The organism is Streptomyces sp. DT2A-34 (assembly GCF_030499515.1).
Lineage (GTDB): Bacteria > Actinomycetota > Actinomycetes > Streptomycetales > Streptomycetaceae > Streptomyces.
This window is the reverse complement of sequence record NZ_JASTWJ010000001.1, coordinates 9586316-9600552: the sequence shown is the minus strand read 5'-3', so window position 1 is coordinate 9600552 and position 14237 is coordinate 9586316. Positions and strand designations below refer to the sequence as shown.

The following is a 14237-nucleotide window of genomic DNA, read 5'->3' as shown; positions in this document are numbered from 1 at the left end:
TCTTCGAGGTCGAGATGGCGCTGGACCTGGCGCAGCACGGTGTCGTCGATCTCGTGGTCGTCACGCAGGCGGAGCACTGGCGCGTTTGTGGGCGAGGATGGCCAGGCGCAGGGCGGTGCAGTGCCGGTCGTGACGCAGGAGGTCCTCGTCATCAGTCTCGCCGCCGCCGGCGCGGACGACGAGCAGGTGGGTTTCGTACTCCTGGCGCATGCGCTCGGCGACGGCCGGGTCGGTGTCCAGTTGCTCGGCGAGTTCCGGGAGGGCCTTGAGGGCCTCCTCGGTGGCGGTCGTCTCGGCGAGGAAGCGTTCCTCCTGGATGGAGGTGTCGCGGGGCAGCCGGGCCCACCGCCCCACGGCCGGCAACAGCAGGCCCTGTACGACCAGGGTGGTGACGATGACGCCGGAGGTGACGAAGACGATCGTGTCCCGGTCCGGGAAGGGCGCGCCGGAGTCCAGTGTCGTCGGCACCGACAGCGCCACGGCCAGCGAGACGGCACCCCGGAAGCCGGCGATGGACGTGACCACGCGGGCGCGGTAGTTCATCCGGCGCAGGCGTTGCTGAGGACGGCGGTCCAGCAGACGGATCAGGTACGGGACGGTGAAGTTGAAGGCGAAGCGCCCGGCGACGACCACGGCGGAGACGGCCGCGACGGCGATGAGGGCGTGGGTGAGGTCACTGCCGCGCAGTTCGCGTACGGCCGCCTGTGCCTGCAGGCCGACGAGGACGAACAGGGAACCGTTGAGCAGGAAGGTTGCCAGCGATCAGAACTCCTCCGCCTGGCGGCCATCGCGGCCGCGGCCATGCGCGGTCCGGCCTGGCTCATGATCAGTCCGGCGGAGACGGCCGCGAGGACGCCGGAGGCGTGGATCAGCTCGGCGAGGAGATAGGCCGTGAAGGGGGTGAGGATCATGGCCACGTTGCCCAGCAGCGGGTTGTCGAAGACCCGTCGCGCCCTGATCACCAGCCACGCGACCAAGGCTCCGGCCGCGACTCCGCCGAGGTAGGAGACGGCGAACAACCAGGTGACGTGCGGGACGGTGAAGTGCTCAGCTCCTCGCCGACCGTGATGCCGACGGCCAGACCGAAGACCACGAGGGCGGTGCCGTCGTTGATGAGGCTCTCCGCGCGCAGCAGAGTCACGTTGCGGCGGGGCAGCGCCTTGGCGAGGACTCCGACGGCCGTCGCGTCGGTAGGAGCCACCGCGGCGCCCAGCACCCATGCCGGCCCCCAGGCCAGGCCCAGCTCGTGCGCCACGGTCGCCACGGCTCCGGCGGTGCCGATGACCAGCACGGTGCTCATCAGCATGATGCCGCGCAGATCCCGCCGGATCTCCCGCAGGGAGGTGGTCAGGCTCTCCCAGTACAGCAGCACCGGAAGGAAGATCAGCAGGACCGCCTCCGGCGGCAGCTCCACCTCGCGCAGCGCGGGCACGAAGCCGAGCAGCGCGCCGAAGACGAGCAGCACGACGGGCGGGGCGATCCGGTAGCGCTCACCGAGGCCGTTGCCCAGGAGCACTGCCACGCCGAGAACCACGACGAGTTCGAGACCGATCACGGCATGGCTACCAGCCGGGTCAGGAGTCGGATGACCGACTGCGCGACATCGTGGCGTCCGGGATCACGATGCTCGGCGCTGGTCGGGGCGAGGGGCTCGCCGGGCGACGTGGCGGCGTGGGCGGTGACAGTGAACATTGCTCTTCTCCCGCGGCGGTCAGCGAGGCAGGAGCCGCATGGTCGTCGAGCCCGCGGTGGAGCTCGTGATGCGCTGGATGGTGTTGGCGGAGTACCGGCTGTCCTTGGTGCGGTAGGCGGCGTCGACCGCGTCGTTGGTCTCGCCGTCGAGGTCCTCGAACGCCACGTCCTTCTCGACCCCATCGGCCTCGACACGGCCCTCGTGTCGGGTTCGGGTGCCGCGGAACCAGGCGGAGGTGGGGCCGTTCACGGAGCGGACGTAGATGCCGTCGCCCACGCGCACGACCCAGATGGTGCGCCAACTGCTCAGCTCGCCCTCCCGGCGCCGGGAGGCGACCTCGATTTCCTCGGCCGATCCGACCCGGTCGAGTTCGTCGTCGAGCCAGGGAGCAGTGGTGGTCATCAGTTCATCTCCTCGGTTCTCGGTTGCCTGCTACTGCGGGGCGGGCTGAACAGGTTGGGGTGAGAAGGGGACTCCCCTTGACGCAAGACGATCTTCACCGAGCATCAAGCCTGGTCACTGTTCTCGCATCACGGCAGACCGTGCCATGCCGGAAGTCGGCGTTCCAGGGTGTGACAGGGCCCCCACGCCGCTGTCGGCGCCGCCTGGTGTCCGCCGACGGGGAGCCGGCCGCGACCGGGCGGCCGAACCGTCGTATGCGGCGCCGCACGGGCGCCGGCTGTTCGCCGCCACGACCCCGGTCCGTCGGTGGCCCGGCCCCGACGGACCGTTACGGATGCGTTCCAAACTCTTGACGCCTGCCGTATGACTGCGTAGACATGACCGCGCAGTCAGACAAACGGCGTCTGACATCATTGGGCTCGATCGTGTCGCCATCGGGAGACGTCATGACGCGAGGGACAGGACGGGACGGAAGCACCGGCGCGCCGCGCAGCGTGGACGTGGCCCGGGTGGCCGGGGTCTCGCAGAAAACGGTGTCGAGGGTCTTCAACGACGAGCCATACGTGTCCGCCGAGGTACGCCGGCGCGTCCTCGAAGCCGCCGAACAGCTCGGCTACCGGCGCAACAACGCCGCCCGGGCGCTGGCCTCCGGACGGACCCGCTCGATCGGCGTGGTGACACTGGGCACGGCCCTGTACGGTCCCGCCTCACTGCTCATGGGTGTGGAGCGGGTCGTCCGGGACACGGGCTACGCGCTCCGCGTGGTCAACACGATGGAAGGCGACCCGGCGGGGGTCGCCGGCGCCGTCGGCTCGCTCCTCGACCAGGGCGTGGACGGGATCGTCATCTCCGAGCCGATCGACGAGGAAGGCGGCGAAGGAGACCTCTCCGTCCGCGTCGACGTGCCCGTTCTGGTCCTTGGCGCGCCACCGCCCTTCGCGGCCTCCACAGTGTTGTTCGGGGGGCGCGGCGCCGATCTGATGGCACAGGCGGCCGTCGAACATCTGCTGGACCTGGGACACCCGACGGTCCATCACCTCGCCGGTCCCCAGCGGTGGTACGCCGCCAAGGACCGTCTCGAGGGATGGCGGGCGGCGCTGGCCGCACATGGCAGGGAGGAGCCGCCGGTCGTCGAGGGCGACTGGTCGGCCGCCTCCGGCTATGCGGCGGGCCTGCAACTGGCCGCCGACTCCGAGGTGACGGCGGTGTTCGCCGCCAACGACGACATGGCCATCGGCCTGATCCGGGCTCTGACGGAAGCCGGCCGGCAGGTGCCGGAGGACGTCAGCGTCGTCGGCTTCGACGACATCCCGGTCGCCGCCTATGTGACTCCTCCACTGACCACGGTGCGGCAGCCGTTCGACACCGTGGCGCAGGAGGGGCTCAAACGACTCGTGCACGCCATCGAGAACCCGCAGGCAGAGGCTCTGCCGGCGAGCGACCCACCGGTCGACCTCGTCGTCCGTGCTTCGACCCAGCCCCCGCCGCCCCGGACGCCCCCGGGACGTCGACGACATAGCACCTCTCGATCCCGTGGCGAGGCGTCCAGTCCTTCGCTCCCGAAGAAGGGCCCGTCCACCCACCACTGAACGGCGCCGATCAGTTTGGGCCGCAGAGCCCAGACCCGGCGCGTGAGCCGAGGGGCTGGCCGCCGTACCGGCCATGGTTCAGCCCTACCCAGCCCGACCGCGTCCCGCCACTGCGGACGACCCCGCCACACGGACGACGCGCGCATTCGCCTTCACCCAGTGGCTCTCGAGCCACATGGCCGCAGCGCGCTGCGGTCCGTTCCGCACACACCTGCGTGCCGTACACCGGTCGCAGCCCGCGCAGCCGCGCTTCCCGTATCCGTCGGCTCCGACGTCCAGATCGTCGCGCCCACGCCCGCTTTCTCCTTCGTCATCCCCTTTCCGCACGCCCTCGCCCGGCGTGCTGTCCCTTCGCCATCGGCGGGAGTTCACCATGCCCACGTCCGGATCCTTCGCCAGCTCGTCCTCCATGAACCGTCGTCTGTTCCTCACCGCGACGGGCGCCCTGTCGCTCGGCGCCGCCCTCACGGCTTGCGGCGGCGGTACCTCCGGCGGTTCCTCCGCGGCCGCAAAGCCGGTCAGTCAGGCCGACATCGACAAGGCGATGAAGACGCCGACCGAGCTGACGTTCTGGACCTGGGTCCCGAACATCGCCAAGGAGATCGCGCTCTTCGAGGAGAAGTACCCAGCCGTCAAGGTCAAGATCGTCAACGCCGGCCAGGGCACCCCGCAGTACACCAAGCTGCGTACGGCGCTGAAGGCCGGGAGCGGCGCTCCGGACATGGTGCAGATGGAATACCAGGCGATCCCGACCTTCACGATCACAGACAGTCTGCTGGACCTTCGGCCTTACGGTGCCTCCGCGCTCAAGGACCAGTTCGTCGACTGGACTTGGGGACAGGTCAGCGGCAGCGACGGCGAGGTCTGGGCGATCCCCCAGGACACCGGCCCGATGGGCATGCTGTACCGGCAGGACATCTTCGACGAGCACGGCATCGAAGTGCCGGGGACCTGGGACGAGTTCGCCGCGGCGGCGCGCAAGCTTCACAAGGCCGACCCCGACGTCTACATCACCAACCTCGCGGCGAACCAGCCGCCCGCCTGGCACGGCCTGCAGTGGCAGGCGGGCGCCAAGCCCTATGTGACGTCCGACAAGAGCGACATCACCATCAGCGTCGACGACGCCGTCTCCAGGAAGCTCGGCGAATACTGGGGCGGGCTCGCGAAGGAAGGGGTCATCGGCGTCGAGCCGGACTTCACCGACGCCTGGTACGCCGCGCTCAACAAGGGCAAGTACGCCACCTGGCTCACCGCCGCCTGGGGGCCCGTCTTCCTCTCCGGCTCCGCCAAGGCCACCGCGGGCAAGTGGCGGGCGGCCCCGCTGCCGCAGTGGGATACGGCCAAGCCCAGCTCGGGCAACTGGGGCGGCTCCACGACCGCGGTCATCCGCTCCACCAAGAACCCCATCGCGGCGGCCGTGTTCGCGCAGTTCCTCAACAGCGACCCGGCCAGCGCGCGCATGTTCGCCACCGAGCAGTTCTTCTTCCCGGCGACCAAGGCCCTGCTCACGGACGCCGAGTTCGTCGGCCAGGCGCCGTCGTTCTACGGCGGCCAGAAGGTCAACCAGCTGTTCGCCGACATCAGTTCCACGGTCAACTCCTCCTTCCAGTGGCCGCCGTTCCTCGACCAGGCGGCCACCGACTGGACCGAGACGGTCGGCAAGTCCCTCGCCGACAAGACCGACACCGTGCGCGCGCTCGGCACCTGGCAGTCGCGGCTGACCACGTACGCCAAGGGCCAGGGCTTCACCGTCAAGGGGAGCTGAGATGGCCGTCACCACCGCGACCTCCGCCAAGGGGAAGCGCCGGGCGGCAGGGCCGCTGTTCGTCGCACCGTTCATGGTGCTCTTCGTCCTGCTCTTCCTCGCCCCGCTCGGCTACGCCGCCTACCTCAGCCTGTTCCAGGAACGCCTCATCGGCGGCACGGCGTTCGTCGGGCTGGACAACTACGTCAAGGCCGTCCAGGACCCCCTGCTCATCCACGGCGTCGGACGCGTCGCGCTGTTCTTCGTGATCCAGGTCCCGGTGATGCTGCTGCTGGCACTGCTGTTCGCCCTCGCGCTGGACAGCGGGCTGCTGCGGCTCGCCCGGGTGATCCGGCTGGGCATCTTCGTGCCGTACGCCGTCCCGAGCGTGGTCGCCGCACTCATGTGGGGCTATCTGTACGGCCCGGACTTCGGCCCCTTCGCCCAGCTGAGCCGGAACCTGGACCTGCCGGTCCCCGGCTTCCTCAGCGAGAGCTGGATGCTCGGCAGCCTGGCGAACATCGTGACCTGGGAGTTCGTCGGCTACAACATGATCATCCTGTACGCCGCCCTGCGCACCATCCCCCAGGAGCTGTACGAGGCCGCAGCGATGGACGGCGCCGGCGCCTGGCGGATCGCATGGTCCGTCAAACTCCCCGCGCTCAAGCCGGCACTGATGCTCACCCTGCTGTTCTCCGTCATCGGCAGCTTCCAGCTCTTCAACGAACCGAACCTGCTGATGAAGGTCGCCCCGGACGTCATCAGCAGCTCCTACACCGCCAACCTCTACGCCTACTCCCTCGCCTTCACCGGCCAGCAGGTCAACTACGCGGCCACGGTGTCCTTCCTCCTCGGCCTCGTCATCGTGATCGCCTCCTACGCCATCCTGCTCACCGCGAACCGCAGGAGGACCCCGTGACGACCACGACCCCCACGGTCACCGCCGCCCCGGTGACGGACGCGGCTCCCGTCGCGCCTCGGCGACGCCGCCGTTCCCGTTCACGCCGCAGCACCCCGCTGACCATCGCCATGCTGGCCGCCCTGGCCTACTTCCTGCTCCCGCTGTTCTGGCTGCTGATCGCCTCGACCAAGAGCACCCAGGACCTGTTCAACAGCTTCGGCCTGTGGTTCTCCGACGCCCCGCAACTGCTGGCGAACGTCAAGGCGACCTTCACCCAGGACGACGGGGTCTTCGTGCACTGGCTGCTCAACACGGTGATGTACGCCGGCGTCAGCGCGGTCGGTGCGGCGCTGCTCGCGGCCGCGGCCGGGTACGGCTTCGCCAAGTTCCGCTTCCGCGGCGACCGGATCGGCTTCAACCTCGTTCTCGGCGCGGTGATGGTCCCGACCACCGCTCTGGCGATCCCGACCTATCTGCTCTTCGCCGAGGCGGGCCTGGTCAACACGCCCTGGGCCATCACCCTGCCCTCTCTGGTCAACCCGTTCGGTCTCTACCTGATGCGCGTCTACGCGCAGGACGCCATTCCCGACAGCATCCTGGAGGCCGCCCGCATCGACGGCGCCGGGGAGGCCCGGATCTTCTTCACGATCGCGCTGCGGCTGCTCGCGCCGGGCCTGGTGACCGTCCTGCTGTTCACGCTGGTGGCGACCTGGAACAACTACTTCCTGCCGCTGATCATGCTCAACGACCCGGACCTGTACCCCATCACGGTCGGCCTCTCCTCCTGGGCCGCCCAAGCCCAGAACGGCGGGGCCGGCTCCAGCAGCGACATGCTCGCCCTCGTCGTGACCGGCTCCCTGATCTCGATCCTTCCGCTCGTCGTGGCCTTCCTCATGCTCCAGCGGTACTGGCAGAGCGGCTTGGCCGCCGGTGGCGTCAAGCAGTAGGGCACGCAGCCCTCGTACCACTCCCCCACTCCCCGGAGGTTTCCTTCATGGCGGCTCTGCCTGCCCGCGTCCTCTTCGGCGCCGCGTACTACCACGAGTACACGCCCGCCTACGACCCCGAGCTGCGGCCCGACGAACGTCTCAAGACCGACCTGGACCTGATGGCCGAGGCGAACTTCACCGTGATCCGGGTCGGCGAGTCGGTCTGGTCGACCTGGGAGCCTACGAGCGGACGGTTCGACCTCGACTGGCTCCAGCCCGTCCTCGACGGCGCCCACGAACGAGGCATCTCCGTCATCATCGGCACGCCGACCTACGCCGCGCCGCCGTGGCTGGCCCGCCAGTACCCGGAGATCACCGCCGAGTACGCCACCGGGCAGCGCCTCGGCTGGGGCGCCCGCCAGGAGATCGACTTCACCCACCCAGCGTTCCGGTTCCACGCCGAGCGGATCATCCGCAAGATGGTGGCCCGGTACGTCGACCACCCGGCGGTCATCGGATGGCAGGTCGACAACGAGCCGGGCCTGCACCTCTTGCACAACCAGGGCGTCTTCCAGCGCTTCGTGGACCACCTGCGAGAGAAGTACGGGGACGTCGAGACCCTCAACCGCGAGTGGGGCCTGGTCTACTGGTCCCACCGCCTGTCCACGTGGGCCGACCTGTGGACGCCGGACGGCAACGAACAGCCCCAGTACGACGTCGCCTGGCGGGAGTTCCAGGCCCGGCAGGTCACCGAGTTCATAGGCTGGCAGGCCGACATCGTCCGCGAGTACGCGCGCCCCGAGCAGTTCGTCACCACCTGCATCTCCTATACCCGCCAAGGGGTGGAGGACGACGAGATGTCGGACCGCCTCGACATCGCCTCCGGCAACCCGTACTACGACATGCAGGACGGCCTCCTGCTGCCCGACCCCACTCCCGACGCCCACGAGCAGAAGTGGAAGACCACCGGGGTGTGGTCGATGTACCAGACCGCCGACTGGATGTTCTCCTCGCGTCAGGAGCCGTTCCTGGTAACGGAGACCAACGCCCAGAGCATCGGTTTCGCGTGGGACAACCGGCCCGGCTACGACGGTCAGTGGCGGCAGGCCGCCTGGGCGCACGTCGCGCGCGGGGCGCGGATGATCGAGTACTGGCAGTGGCAGACCCTGCGTTTCGGTGCGGAGACCTACTGGGGCGGCGTGCTCCCGCACACCGGACAGCCCGGCCGGACCTATGCCGAAATCGCTCGTCTCGGCGCCGAGTTCGAGGCGGCCGGTCCGCTCGTCGCGGGGCTCGAGCCGGACGCCGACATCACGATGGTCTACTCGATGCCCAGCAAGTGGCTGATGCAGAAGTACCCGCCGCTCGCCACACCCGACGGCGAGCCGGACCCGGCCGCCTACCACCGCGTCTTCGACCCCTTCTACCGCGGCGCCTTCGACGCCGGCCGCCAGGTGCGCATCGTCCACGCCCGGCAGCTGCACGATCCGCGCGGTGAGCGGGAGGGCATGACACCCGGGGAAGCCGTACAGCGCCACCCCGTCCTCGTGGCCCCGGCCCTGTATGTCGTCGACGACAGCACGCTCGACTGGCTGGAGGCCTACGCGGAGGCCGGCGGCCACCTGGTCCTCGGACCGCGCACCGGCTACGCCGATCACGAGGCCAGGGCCCGCCACGAGCCGACACCCGGACGTCTGGTCGCCGCCGCGGGCGTCCAGCACGACGAGTTCAGCAACCTCACGGGTGAGGTCCCGATCAGCGCCGTGCCCGGCGGTGCGTTCGAGGTGCCCGCGGAGGCCACGGCGACGCAGTGGATCGAGGGCGTCGCGGTCGTCGACGCCGACGTACTCGCCGGCTATGACCACCCCCACTTCGGCCGCTGGCCGGCGGTCACCACCCGCCGCCACGGCGCGGGCCGCGTCACCTACGTCGGCACGATCCCCGGCCGCTCCCTCGCCCGGGCGCTGGCCGCCTGGATGGCCCCGGCCGCGAGCAGCGGGTGGCAGGACCTCCCGGCATCCGTCACCGCGACGACCGGCACCTCTCCCGACGGACGCCGCGTCCACATCGTCCACAACTGGAGCTGGGAGCCGACAAGCGTCCCCGCCCCGGTGGACCTCTCCGACGCCCTGAACGGCACGTCACTCCCCGCAGGCGCGGCCCTGGACCTCGGCGCCTGGGACGTACGCGTGTTCGTCTCCTGATCCGCCCCAGACAGGCATCACCATGGCCATCCCCCGAGGAGGAGCAATGCACGGAAGAAGAGCAGGGAAAGCGCTGGGAACCTTCGTCGCGGCATCCGCGATGCTGGCCATCCCCGCGTCCGGCGCGCAGGCGTACAACCCGACCGGAGGCACCCTGTACCAGCTCGGCAGCGAACCGTGCCTGAAGGGACGTGGCAACTGCGCGATCTACCCCAAGTCGGCGCAGCTGCCGAGCGGGCGTCTGGTCGCGTCGTTCGAGAAGTCCACGGTTGGGACGGAGACGGGAAGCGCCGACAAGCAGACGCTCCCGGTCTACAAGAGCGACGACGACGGCACGTCGTGGCAGCCGCTGTCCGAGGTCAAGGCTCCGGCGTACATCTCCAGCGACTCCAAGTACGCGAAGTACACGAGCAACTGGACCAACCCGTACCTCTACACGCTTCCGCAGGACGTCGGGAACCTGAAGCAGGGCACGCTGCTCCTCGCCGGCGTCGTGTCGGGCGACGACTACTACTACAAGGAGCACAAGGCGGCCGATCCGAACTGGACGCCGTCCAACGACGGTGACCGCAAGGACATGGCGATCGCGCTGTACTCCAGCACCGACGAAGGTGCGACATGGAAGATCCTCAACGTCGTGGCGACCGGCGGCTGGCAGGGCGGCAGCGCGGGCGCCACCGGGCAGAACATCGCGAACGCCAACACGAACAAGCAGGTCGATCCCCTCTGGGAGCCGTACCTGATGGTCTACAAGGGCAAGCTCGTCTGCTACTACTCCGACGAGAACGACTACGTCGGCTTCAACCCGGACACCGGCGTCCCGATACTGGACCCCGCGAACGACACCGCCAGGGATTCCCTCGGTCAGATCCTCGTCCACAAGACCTGGGACGGCCGCAGCGCGAACTGGAGTGATCCCGTCGTGGACCTCGCGGGACTGACCCAGGACATGGGCGGCGGCAAGAAGGAGATCGGCGGGGGCCGGCCGGGCATGACGAACGTCGTGCGGACGACGGACGGCAAGTGGATGCTCCCCTTCGAGTACTGGGGCGGCGGGGCCAACACCAGATACGTGATCGCCGACAGCCCGCTCGAGTTCTACAAGGGCTCCGCCACCGGCACGGACGTCGCTTCTTTGCCGGTCGACTCCGGTTCCCGTCCGCTCGCCAGAAACGGCAGTCCGGTGATCATCAGGCTTCCGGGAGGGCGACTGGTCTACAACGCGGCAGGCAGCGGCAGCGTCTGGGTCAACGAGAGCGGACGCAGCGACGGTACGTGGAAGGAGTACCAGACGACATCTCAGGCCGGCTACAGCCGCAACCTGCAGTACGTCGAGGGCACCGGGCGGATCGCGATCCTCAACAACCAGGGCACTTCGACGCTCAAGTTCGCCGAGGTCGATCTCGGCCAGTCGGACGGCGCCTACTACCAGTTGGTGAACCGGAAGACGGACCAGGTGATCGGCACCGGGAACAACACCAACGACGCGAACCTCGGCAACGGAGACGTTCCCGACGTCGTGTTGGAGGCGCCGGGCGCGGCGGCGAACGCGGACACCCAGTACTGGCACGTGGTGACCGAGCCGAACGGCGGCACGACTTTGCTGAACAAGTCCGGCGGCCGCGCGGCGGCCATCTGGACCGGCAACGCGACGGCCGGCCAGCGGATCGGCCAGTGGGTCGACAACAGCGCCACCGGCAGCTGGAACCTCGTCAGGACCAGCGACGGGTTCTACAAACTGCAGTCGGTCAAGAACACGAACCTGTATCTGACCGGTGCGTCCGCCGGAGCGGCGCTGACCTTGCAGAACGCGACAACGGACGGCTCCCAGGACTGGGAACTCGTCCAGTAGGCTCCCGCCGCCTCTGTCGGCGGCACCCCGTACGAGGACTCTCGGGGGCGCGGCTCCTCGTACGGGGTGGTCTCAGGGGGACGTGGCCGATGGGTCAGGCCAGCGTCGACGTGTCGATCACGAAGCGGTAGCGCACGTCGGAGGCGAGGACCCGCTCGTACACCTCGTTGATCTTCTCGGCCGGGATGACCTCGACCTCGGAACCGATGGCGTGCTCGACGCAGAAGTCGAGCATCTCCTGGGTTGCGGGGATGCCGCCGATTGGCGAACCGGCGTAGGAGCGGCCTTGCATGATGAGCGAGAACACGTTGAGCGACAGCGGCTCGGCAAGGGCGCCGACGTTGACCATGGTGCCGTTCACGGCCAGCAGACCGAGGTAGGCGTCGAGGTCGAGCTTGCCGCTCACCGTGTTGACGATGAGGTCGAAGGTGCCGGCGAGCTGCTCGAAGGTCGCCGGGTCGCTGGTGGCGTGGTAGTGGTCGGCGCCCAGACGCAGGCCGTCGTCCATCTTCTTCAGCGACTGGGACAGCACGGTGACCTCGGCGCCCATCGCGTGCGCGAGCTTGACGGCCATGTGGCCCAGGCCGCCGAGGCCGACAACGGCGACCTTCCACGGCCGCCTGTACCGCCCGGACGACGCCCCGTCGGGCGCTCGATCTGTGGCACACCGGCGATGACCAGGTCGTAGGAGTGCTCGATCGCATCGTTGATCAGTCGCTTCGTGATGCCCCGCCCGCGCCCCAGCCAGATCCAGTGCGGGCGGTGTCCTGGAGGCGGTCACCGGCCGTGCTCACCGGGCCGCCTGCGTGCTGGTGCCGTAGGTGTGCGGGTCGACGGGTTGCGCGGCCTTGGGCAGGTGGGAGACGACGAGCAAGTAGGAGTCGGTGACGACTGTCAATTACCACGAGAAGGCTGACCTCTGGTGATTCGCCGTAGGCAACGGTGTCGGCGACGGGGGCTGGTCGCTGCCGACGCCTTCCCCTGGCCGTGAGGGAAGGGTCAGTGGGCTCATGTTCGCGCTAACGCGAACATGGGTTGCAGTGAAAAACGCACCCGGCCGGAAGAAGGCAGCCGGGCGCGCAACCCCCGCTAGGAGAACCACGGCATGACCACTGTCGCTGCGTACGCCGCCCCCGCCGCCAACGCTCCGCTGGAGCGCACCACCATCGAACGTCGTACGGTCCGCGAGTTCGACGTACTGATCGACATCAAGTTCGCCGGTATCTGTCACACCGACATCCACCTGGTCCGCGAGGGCTGGGGCGAGGCGATCTTCCCGATGGTCCCGGGCCACGAGATCGCGGGCGTCGTCTCCGAGGTCGGCCCCGGCGTGACCAAGTACAAGGTCGGCGACCGTGTGGGCGTCGGCTGCATGGTCGACTCCTGCCGCGAGTGCGAGAACTGCAAGGCCGGCCAGGAACAGCACTGTGTACGAGGGGCTGTCCAGACGTACAACGCCATCGGCAAGGACGGCGAGATCACCTACGGCGGTTACGCCACGCATGTCGTCGTCGACGAGAACTTCGTCGTCCGTATCCCCGATGGGCTGTCCCTGGACGCCGCCGCGCCGCTGCTGTGCGCGGGCATCACCACGTACGCGCCGCTCAAGCAGTGGGGCGCGGGCCCCGGCAAGCAAGTTGCCGTGGTCGGCCTGGGCGGTCTCGGCCACGTGGGCGTCAAGATCGCGCACGCGCTCGGCGCGGAGGTCACTGTCCTGTCCCAGTCGCTGCGCAAGAAGGACGACGGCCTGAAGCTGGGCGCCGACCACTACTACGCGACCAGTGGCCCAAAGACGTTCGAAGAACTCGCCGGCTCCTTCGACCTCATCGTCTCCACGGTGTCGGCGCCGCTGGACCTGGGCGCCTACCTCAGCCTGCTGAAGACGGGCGGCGCCCTAGTGAACGTGGGCGTCCCGGAGGAGCCCATCGCCTTCCACCCGTTCTCCCTCATCGGTGGCAACAAGATCCTCGCCGGATCGATGATCGGCGGCATCCCCGAGACCCAGGAGATGCTGGACTTCTGTGCCGAGCACGGGATCGGCGCGGAGATCGAGCGAATCGCCGCCCCCGAGATCAACGAGGCGTACGAGCGAGTGCTGGCGAGCGACGTGCGGTACCGGTTCGTGATCGACAACGCGACCATCTGAGACCCGTCGCACGCACGAGGGCCCCGGCGGATCATCCGCCGGGGCCCTCGACTGTCGGGCCGACTCGCACGCGGACGAGCGCTCCTGAACCAGGGCCGGCAGATGGGACGCGGGTGCGCCAGAGCTGACGCAGGCGGGGTCGGGATCCCTCCGTGTGGGAGGGATCCCGACCTTGATTGAGCTGTGGGTGCTGTCGGGGTCAGACGGTGCGGTCGTCGACCCGTACCCGCTCGGCTGCTTGGAGCGCGATGCCCAGCTCGGCGGCCGGAACGGGGCGGCCAGGCGCCGTGAATATCTGCTCGTCGGGCGCGGACGCAGCGGCGAGGTAGAGGCGGGTGTAGGCGTGGCGTCCGGCTCGAAGCGCCGGCTCTGTGTGAGCGGGCCGGCGTCGACGGTGTCGAAACCCAGTCGGTCGATCGGCGTCGCCGCGTCGGCTTTCGCGCCGGCGTCGTCACCGGCGATCGGCAACGCGGTGCGGTCGGCGATCCCCGGGTGCAGTGCGAGCCGCGCCCACAGACGAGGGCCCGGCGGATGATCCGCCGGGCCCTCGCTCATCGAGCGCCGTCCAGGTGAGCGTCTGGGACGCCGAGCCGAAGATGCCCGTGATCCATGCGGCGGATCCGCGGCGTGTCGGGCAACACGGCCTGGAGGTCGTCATGGCCATCAGCCCGCGTGCTTCGAGGTCCACCGCGAGCTGGCGGGCAAACGCGTTGTCGCCGCGGTGGTGATGATCGACGACGCGTGAGAACACGGCCCTGTTCTCCCGAAGCTGCCGTA

General features: G+C 69.1%; 12 protein-coding genes and 3 pseudogenes. 8 read left to right on the top strand and 7 right to left on the bottom strand.

The genetic code is table 11. The annotated features are described in order from the left end of the window. Positions 1-60 precede the first annotated feature (60 nt). Complete coding sequence (locus QQM39_RS42820; RefSeq protein ID WP_302003917.1) at positions 61-714, bottom strand: cation:proton antiporter; 654 nt, start codon at positions 712-714, stop codon at positions 61-63. Between QQM39_RS42820 and QQM39_RS42815 the strand changes: the two genes are divergently transcribed. Continuing rightward, positions 664-888, top strand: a complete 225-nt coding sequence (locus QQM39_RS42815) for a hypothetical protein (protein ID WP_302003962.1) — start codon at positions 664-666, stop codon at positions 886-888. The genes QQM39_RS42820 and QQM39_RS42815 overlap by 51 nt on opposite strands. Here the strand turns inward: QQM39_RS42815 and QQM39_RS42810 are convergent. The 4 genes and pseudogenes from QQM39_RS42810 to QQM39_RS42795 all read right to left on the bottom strand — a co-directional run. Continuing rightward, positions 864-1019: pseudogene (locus QQM39_RS42810) on the bottom strand (hypothetical protein); the annotation flags it as partial. The gene QQM39_RS42815 and the pseudogene QQM39_RS42810 sit on opposite strands and share 25 nt — an antisense overlap. Further along, positions 959-1555, bottom strand: a complete 597-nt coding sequence (locus QQM39_RS42805; RefSeq protein WP_302002961.1) for a cation:proton antiporter — start codon at positions 1553-1555, stop codon at positions 959-961. The gene QQM39_RS42805 and the pseudogene QQM39_RS42810, both read right to left, overlap by 61 nt. After that, the gene (locus QQM39_RS42800) at positions 1552-1692 is read right to left on the bottom strand and encodes a hypothetical protein (RefSeq protein ID WP_302002960.1); all 141 of its coding nucleotides are present in this window, start codon (positions 1690-1692) and stop codon (positions 1552-1554) included. The genes QQM39_RS42805 and QQM39_RS42800 overlap by 4 nt, the downstream gene beginning before the upstream one ends. Positions 1693-1711: 19 nt before the next feature. Then, on the bottom strand, positions 1712-2095 hold the full coding sequence (locus QQM39_RS42795; protein ID WP_302002959.1) for a DUF2255 family protein: 384 nt from the start codon (positions 2093-2095) through the stop codon (positions 1712-1714). A gap of 446 nt (positions 2096-2541) precedes the next feature. Here QQM39_RS42795 and QQM39_RS42790 point away from each other — a divergent pair, with 446 nt between their 5' ends. The 6 genes from QQM39_RS42790 (at position 2542) to QQM39_RS42765 (ending at position 11314) form a co-directional block, all read left to right on the top strand. Further along, a complete protein-coding gene (locus tag QQM39_RS42790; RefSeq protein WP_302002958.1) occupies positions 2542-3684 on the top strand; it encodes a LacI family DNA-binding transcriptional regulator in 1143 nt (380 codons plus the stop codon). A gap of 373 nt (positions 3685-4057) precedes the next feature. Further along, entirely contained in the window at positions 4058-5449 is a 1392-nt protein-coding gene (locus tag QQM39_RS42785) for an ABC transporter substrate-binding protein (RefSeq protein WP_302002957.1), read from the top strand. Between the two features lies 1 nt (position 5450). Further along, positions 5451-6347, top strand: coding sequence for a carbohydrate ABC transporter permease (locus tag QQM39_RS42780; protein ID WP_302002956.1), 897 nt, complete (start codon positions 5451-5453; stop codon positions 6345-6347). A gap of 32 nt (positions 6348-6379) precedes the next feature. Then, complete coding sequence (locus QQM39_RS42775; RefSeq protein ID WP_302003916.1) at positions 6380-7276, top strand: carbohydrate ABC transporter permease; 897 nt, start codon at positions 6380-6382, stop codon at positions 7274-7276. Positions 7277-7323: 47 nt separating this feature from the next. Next, complete coding sequence (locus tag QQM39_RS42770; protein ID WP_302002955.1) at positions 7324-9462, top strand: beta-galactosidase; 2139 nt, start codon at positions 7324-7326, stop codon at positions 9460-9462. A 46-nt stretch (positions 9463-9508) separates the two neighbouring features. Continuing rightward, positions 9509-11314, top strand: coding sequence for an RICIN domain-containing protein (locus QQM39_RS42765; protein WP_302002954.1), 1806 nt, complete (start codon positions 9509-9511; stop codon positions 11312-11314). Between the two features lie 94 nt (positions 11315-11408). Here QQM39_RS42765 and QQM39_RS42760 read toward each other — a convergent pair. Further along, positions 11409-11924: pseudogene (locus tag QQM39_RS42760) on the bottom strand (zinc-binding dehydrogenase); the annotation flags it as partial. 180 nt (positions 11925-12104) lie between these two features. Further along, positions 12105-12206: pseudogene (locus QQM39_RS42755) on the bottom strand (MmcQ/YjbR family DNA-binding protein); the annotation flags it as partial. A gap of 213 nt (positions 12207-12419) precedes the next feature. On the opposite strand from QQM39_RS42755, the gene QQM39_RS42750 reads away from it, so the two are divergent. After that, positions 12420-13460, top strand: coding sequence for an NAD(P)-dependent alcohol dehydrogenase (locus tag QQM39_RS42750; RefSeq protein WP_302002953.1), 1041 nt, complete (start codon positions 12420-12422; stop codon positions 13458-13460). The last annotated feature ends 777 nt before the right edge of the window (positions 13461-14237 follow it).

What these genes read in the sequence shown, in the direction of transcription:
- QQM39_RS42800 (WP_302002960.1), bottom strand. Translation starts at nt 1,692, where the DNA reads ATGTTCACTGTCACCGCCCACGCCGCCACGTCGCCCGGCGAGCCCCTC.
- QQM39_RS42795 (WP_302002959.1), bottom strand. Translation starts at nt 2,095, where the DNA reads ATGACCACCACTGCTCCCTGGCTCGACGACGAACTCGACCGGGTCGGA.
- QQM39_RS42790 (WP_302002958.1), top strand. Translation starts at nt 2,542, where the DNA reads ATGACGCGAGGGACAGGACGGGACGGAAGCACCGGCGCGCCGCGCAGC.
- QQM39_RS42785 (WP_302002957.1), top strand. Translation starts at nt 4,058, where the DNA reads ATGCCCACGTCCGGATCCTTCGCCAGCTCGTCCTCCATGAACCGTCGT.
- QQM39_RS42780 (WP_302002956.1), top strand. Translation starts at nt 5,451, where the DNA reads ATGGCCGTCACCACCGCGACCTCCGCCAAGGGGAAGCGCCGGGCGGCA.
- QQM39_RS42770 (WP_302002955.1), top strand. Translation starts at nt 7,324, where the DNA reads ATGGCGGCTCTGCCTGCCCGCGTCCTCTTCGGCGCCGCGTACTACCAC.
- QQM39_RS42765 (WP_302002954.1), top strand. Translation starts at nt 9,509, where the DNA reads ATGCACGGAAGAAGAGCAGGGAAAGCGCTGGGAACCTTCGTCGCGGCA.
- QQM39_RS42750 (WP_302002953.1), top strand. Translation starts at nt 12,420, where the DNA reads ATGACCACTGTCGCTGCGTACGCCGCCCCCGCCGCCAACGCTCCGCTG.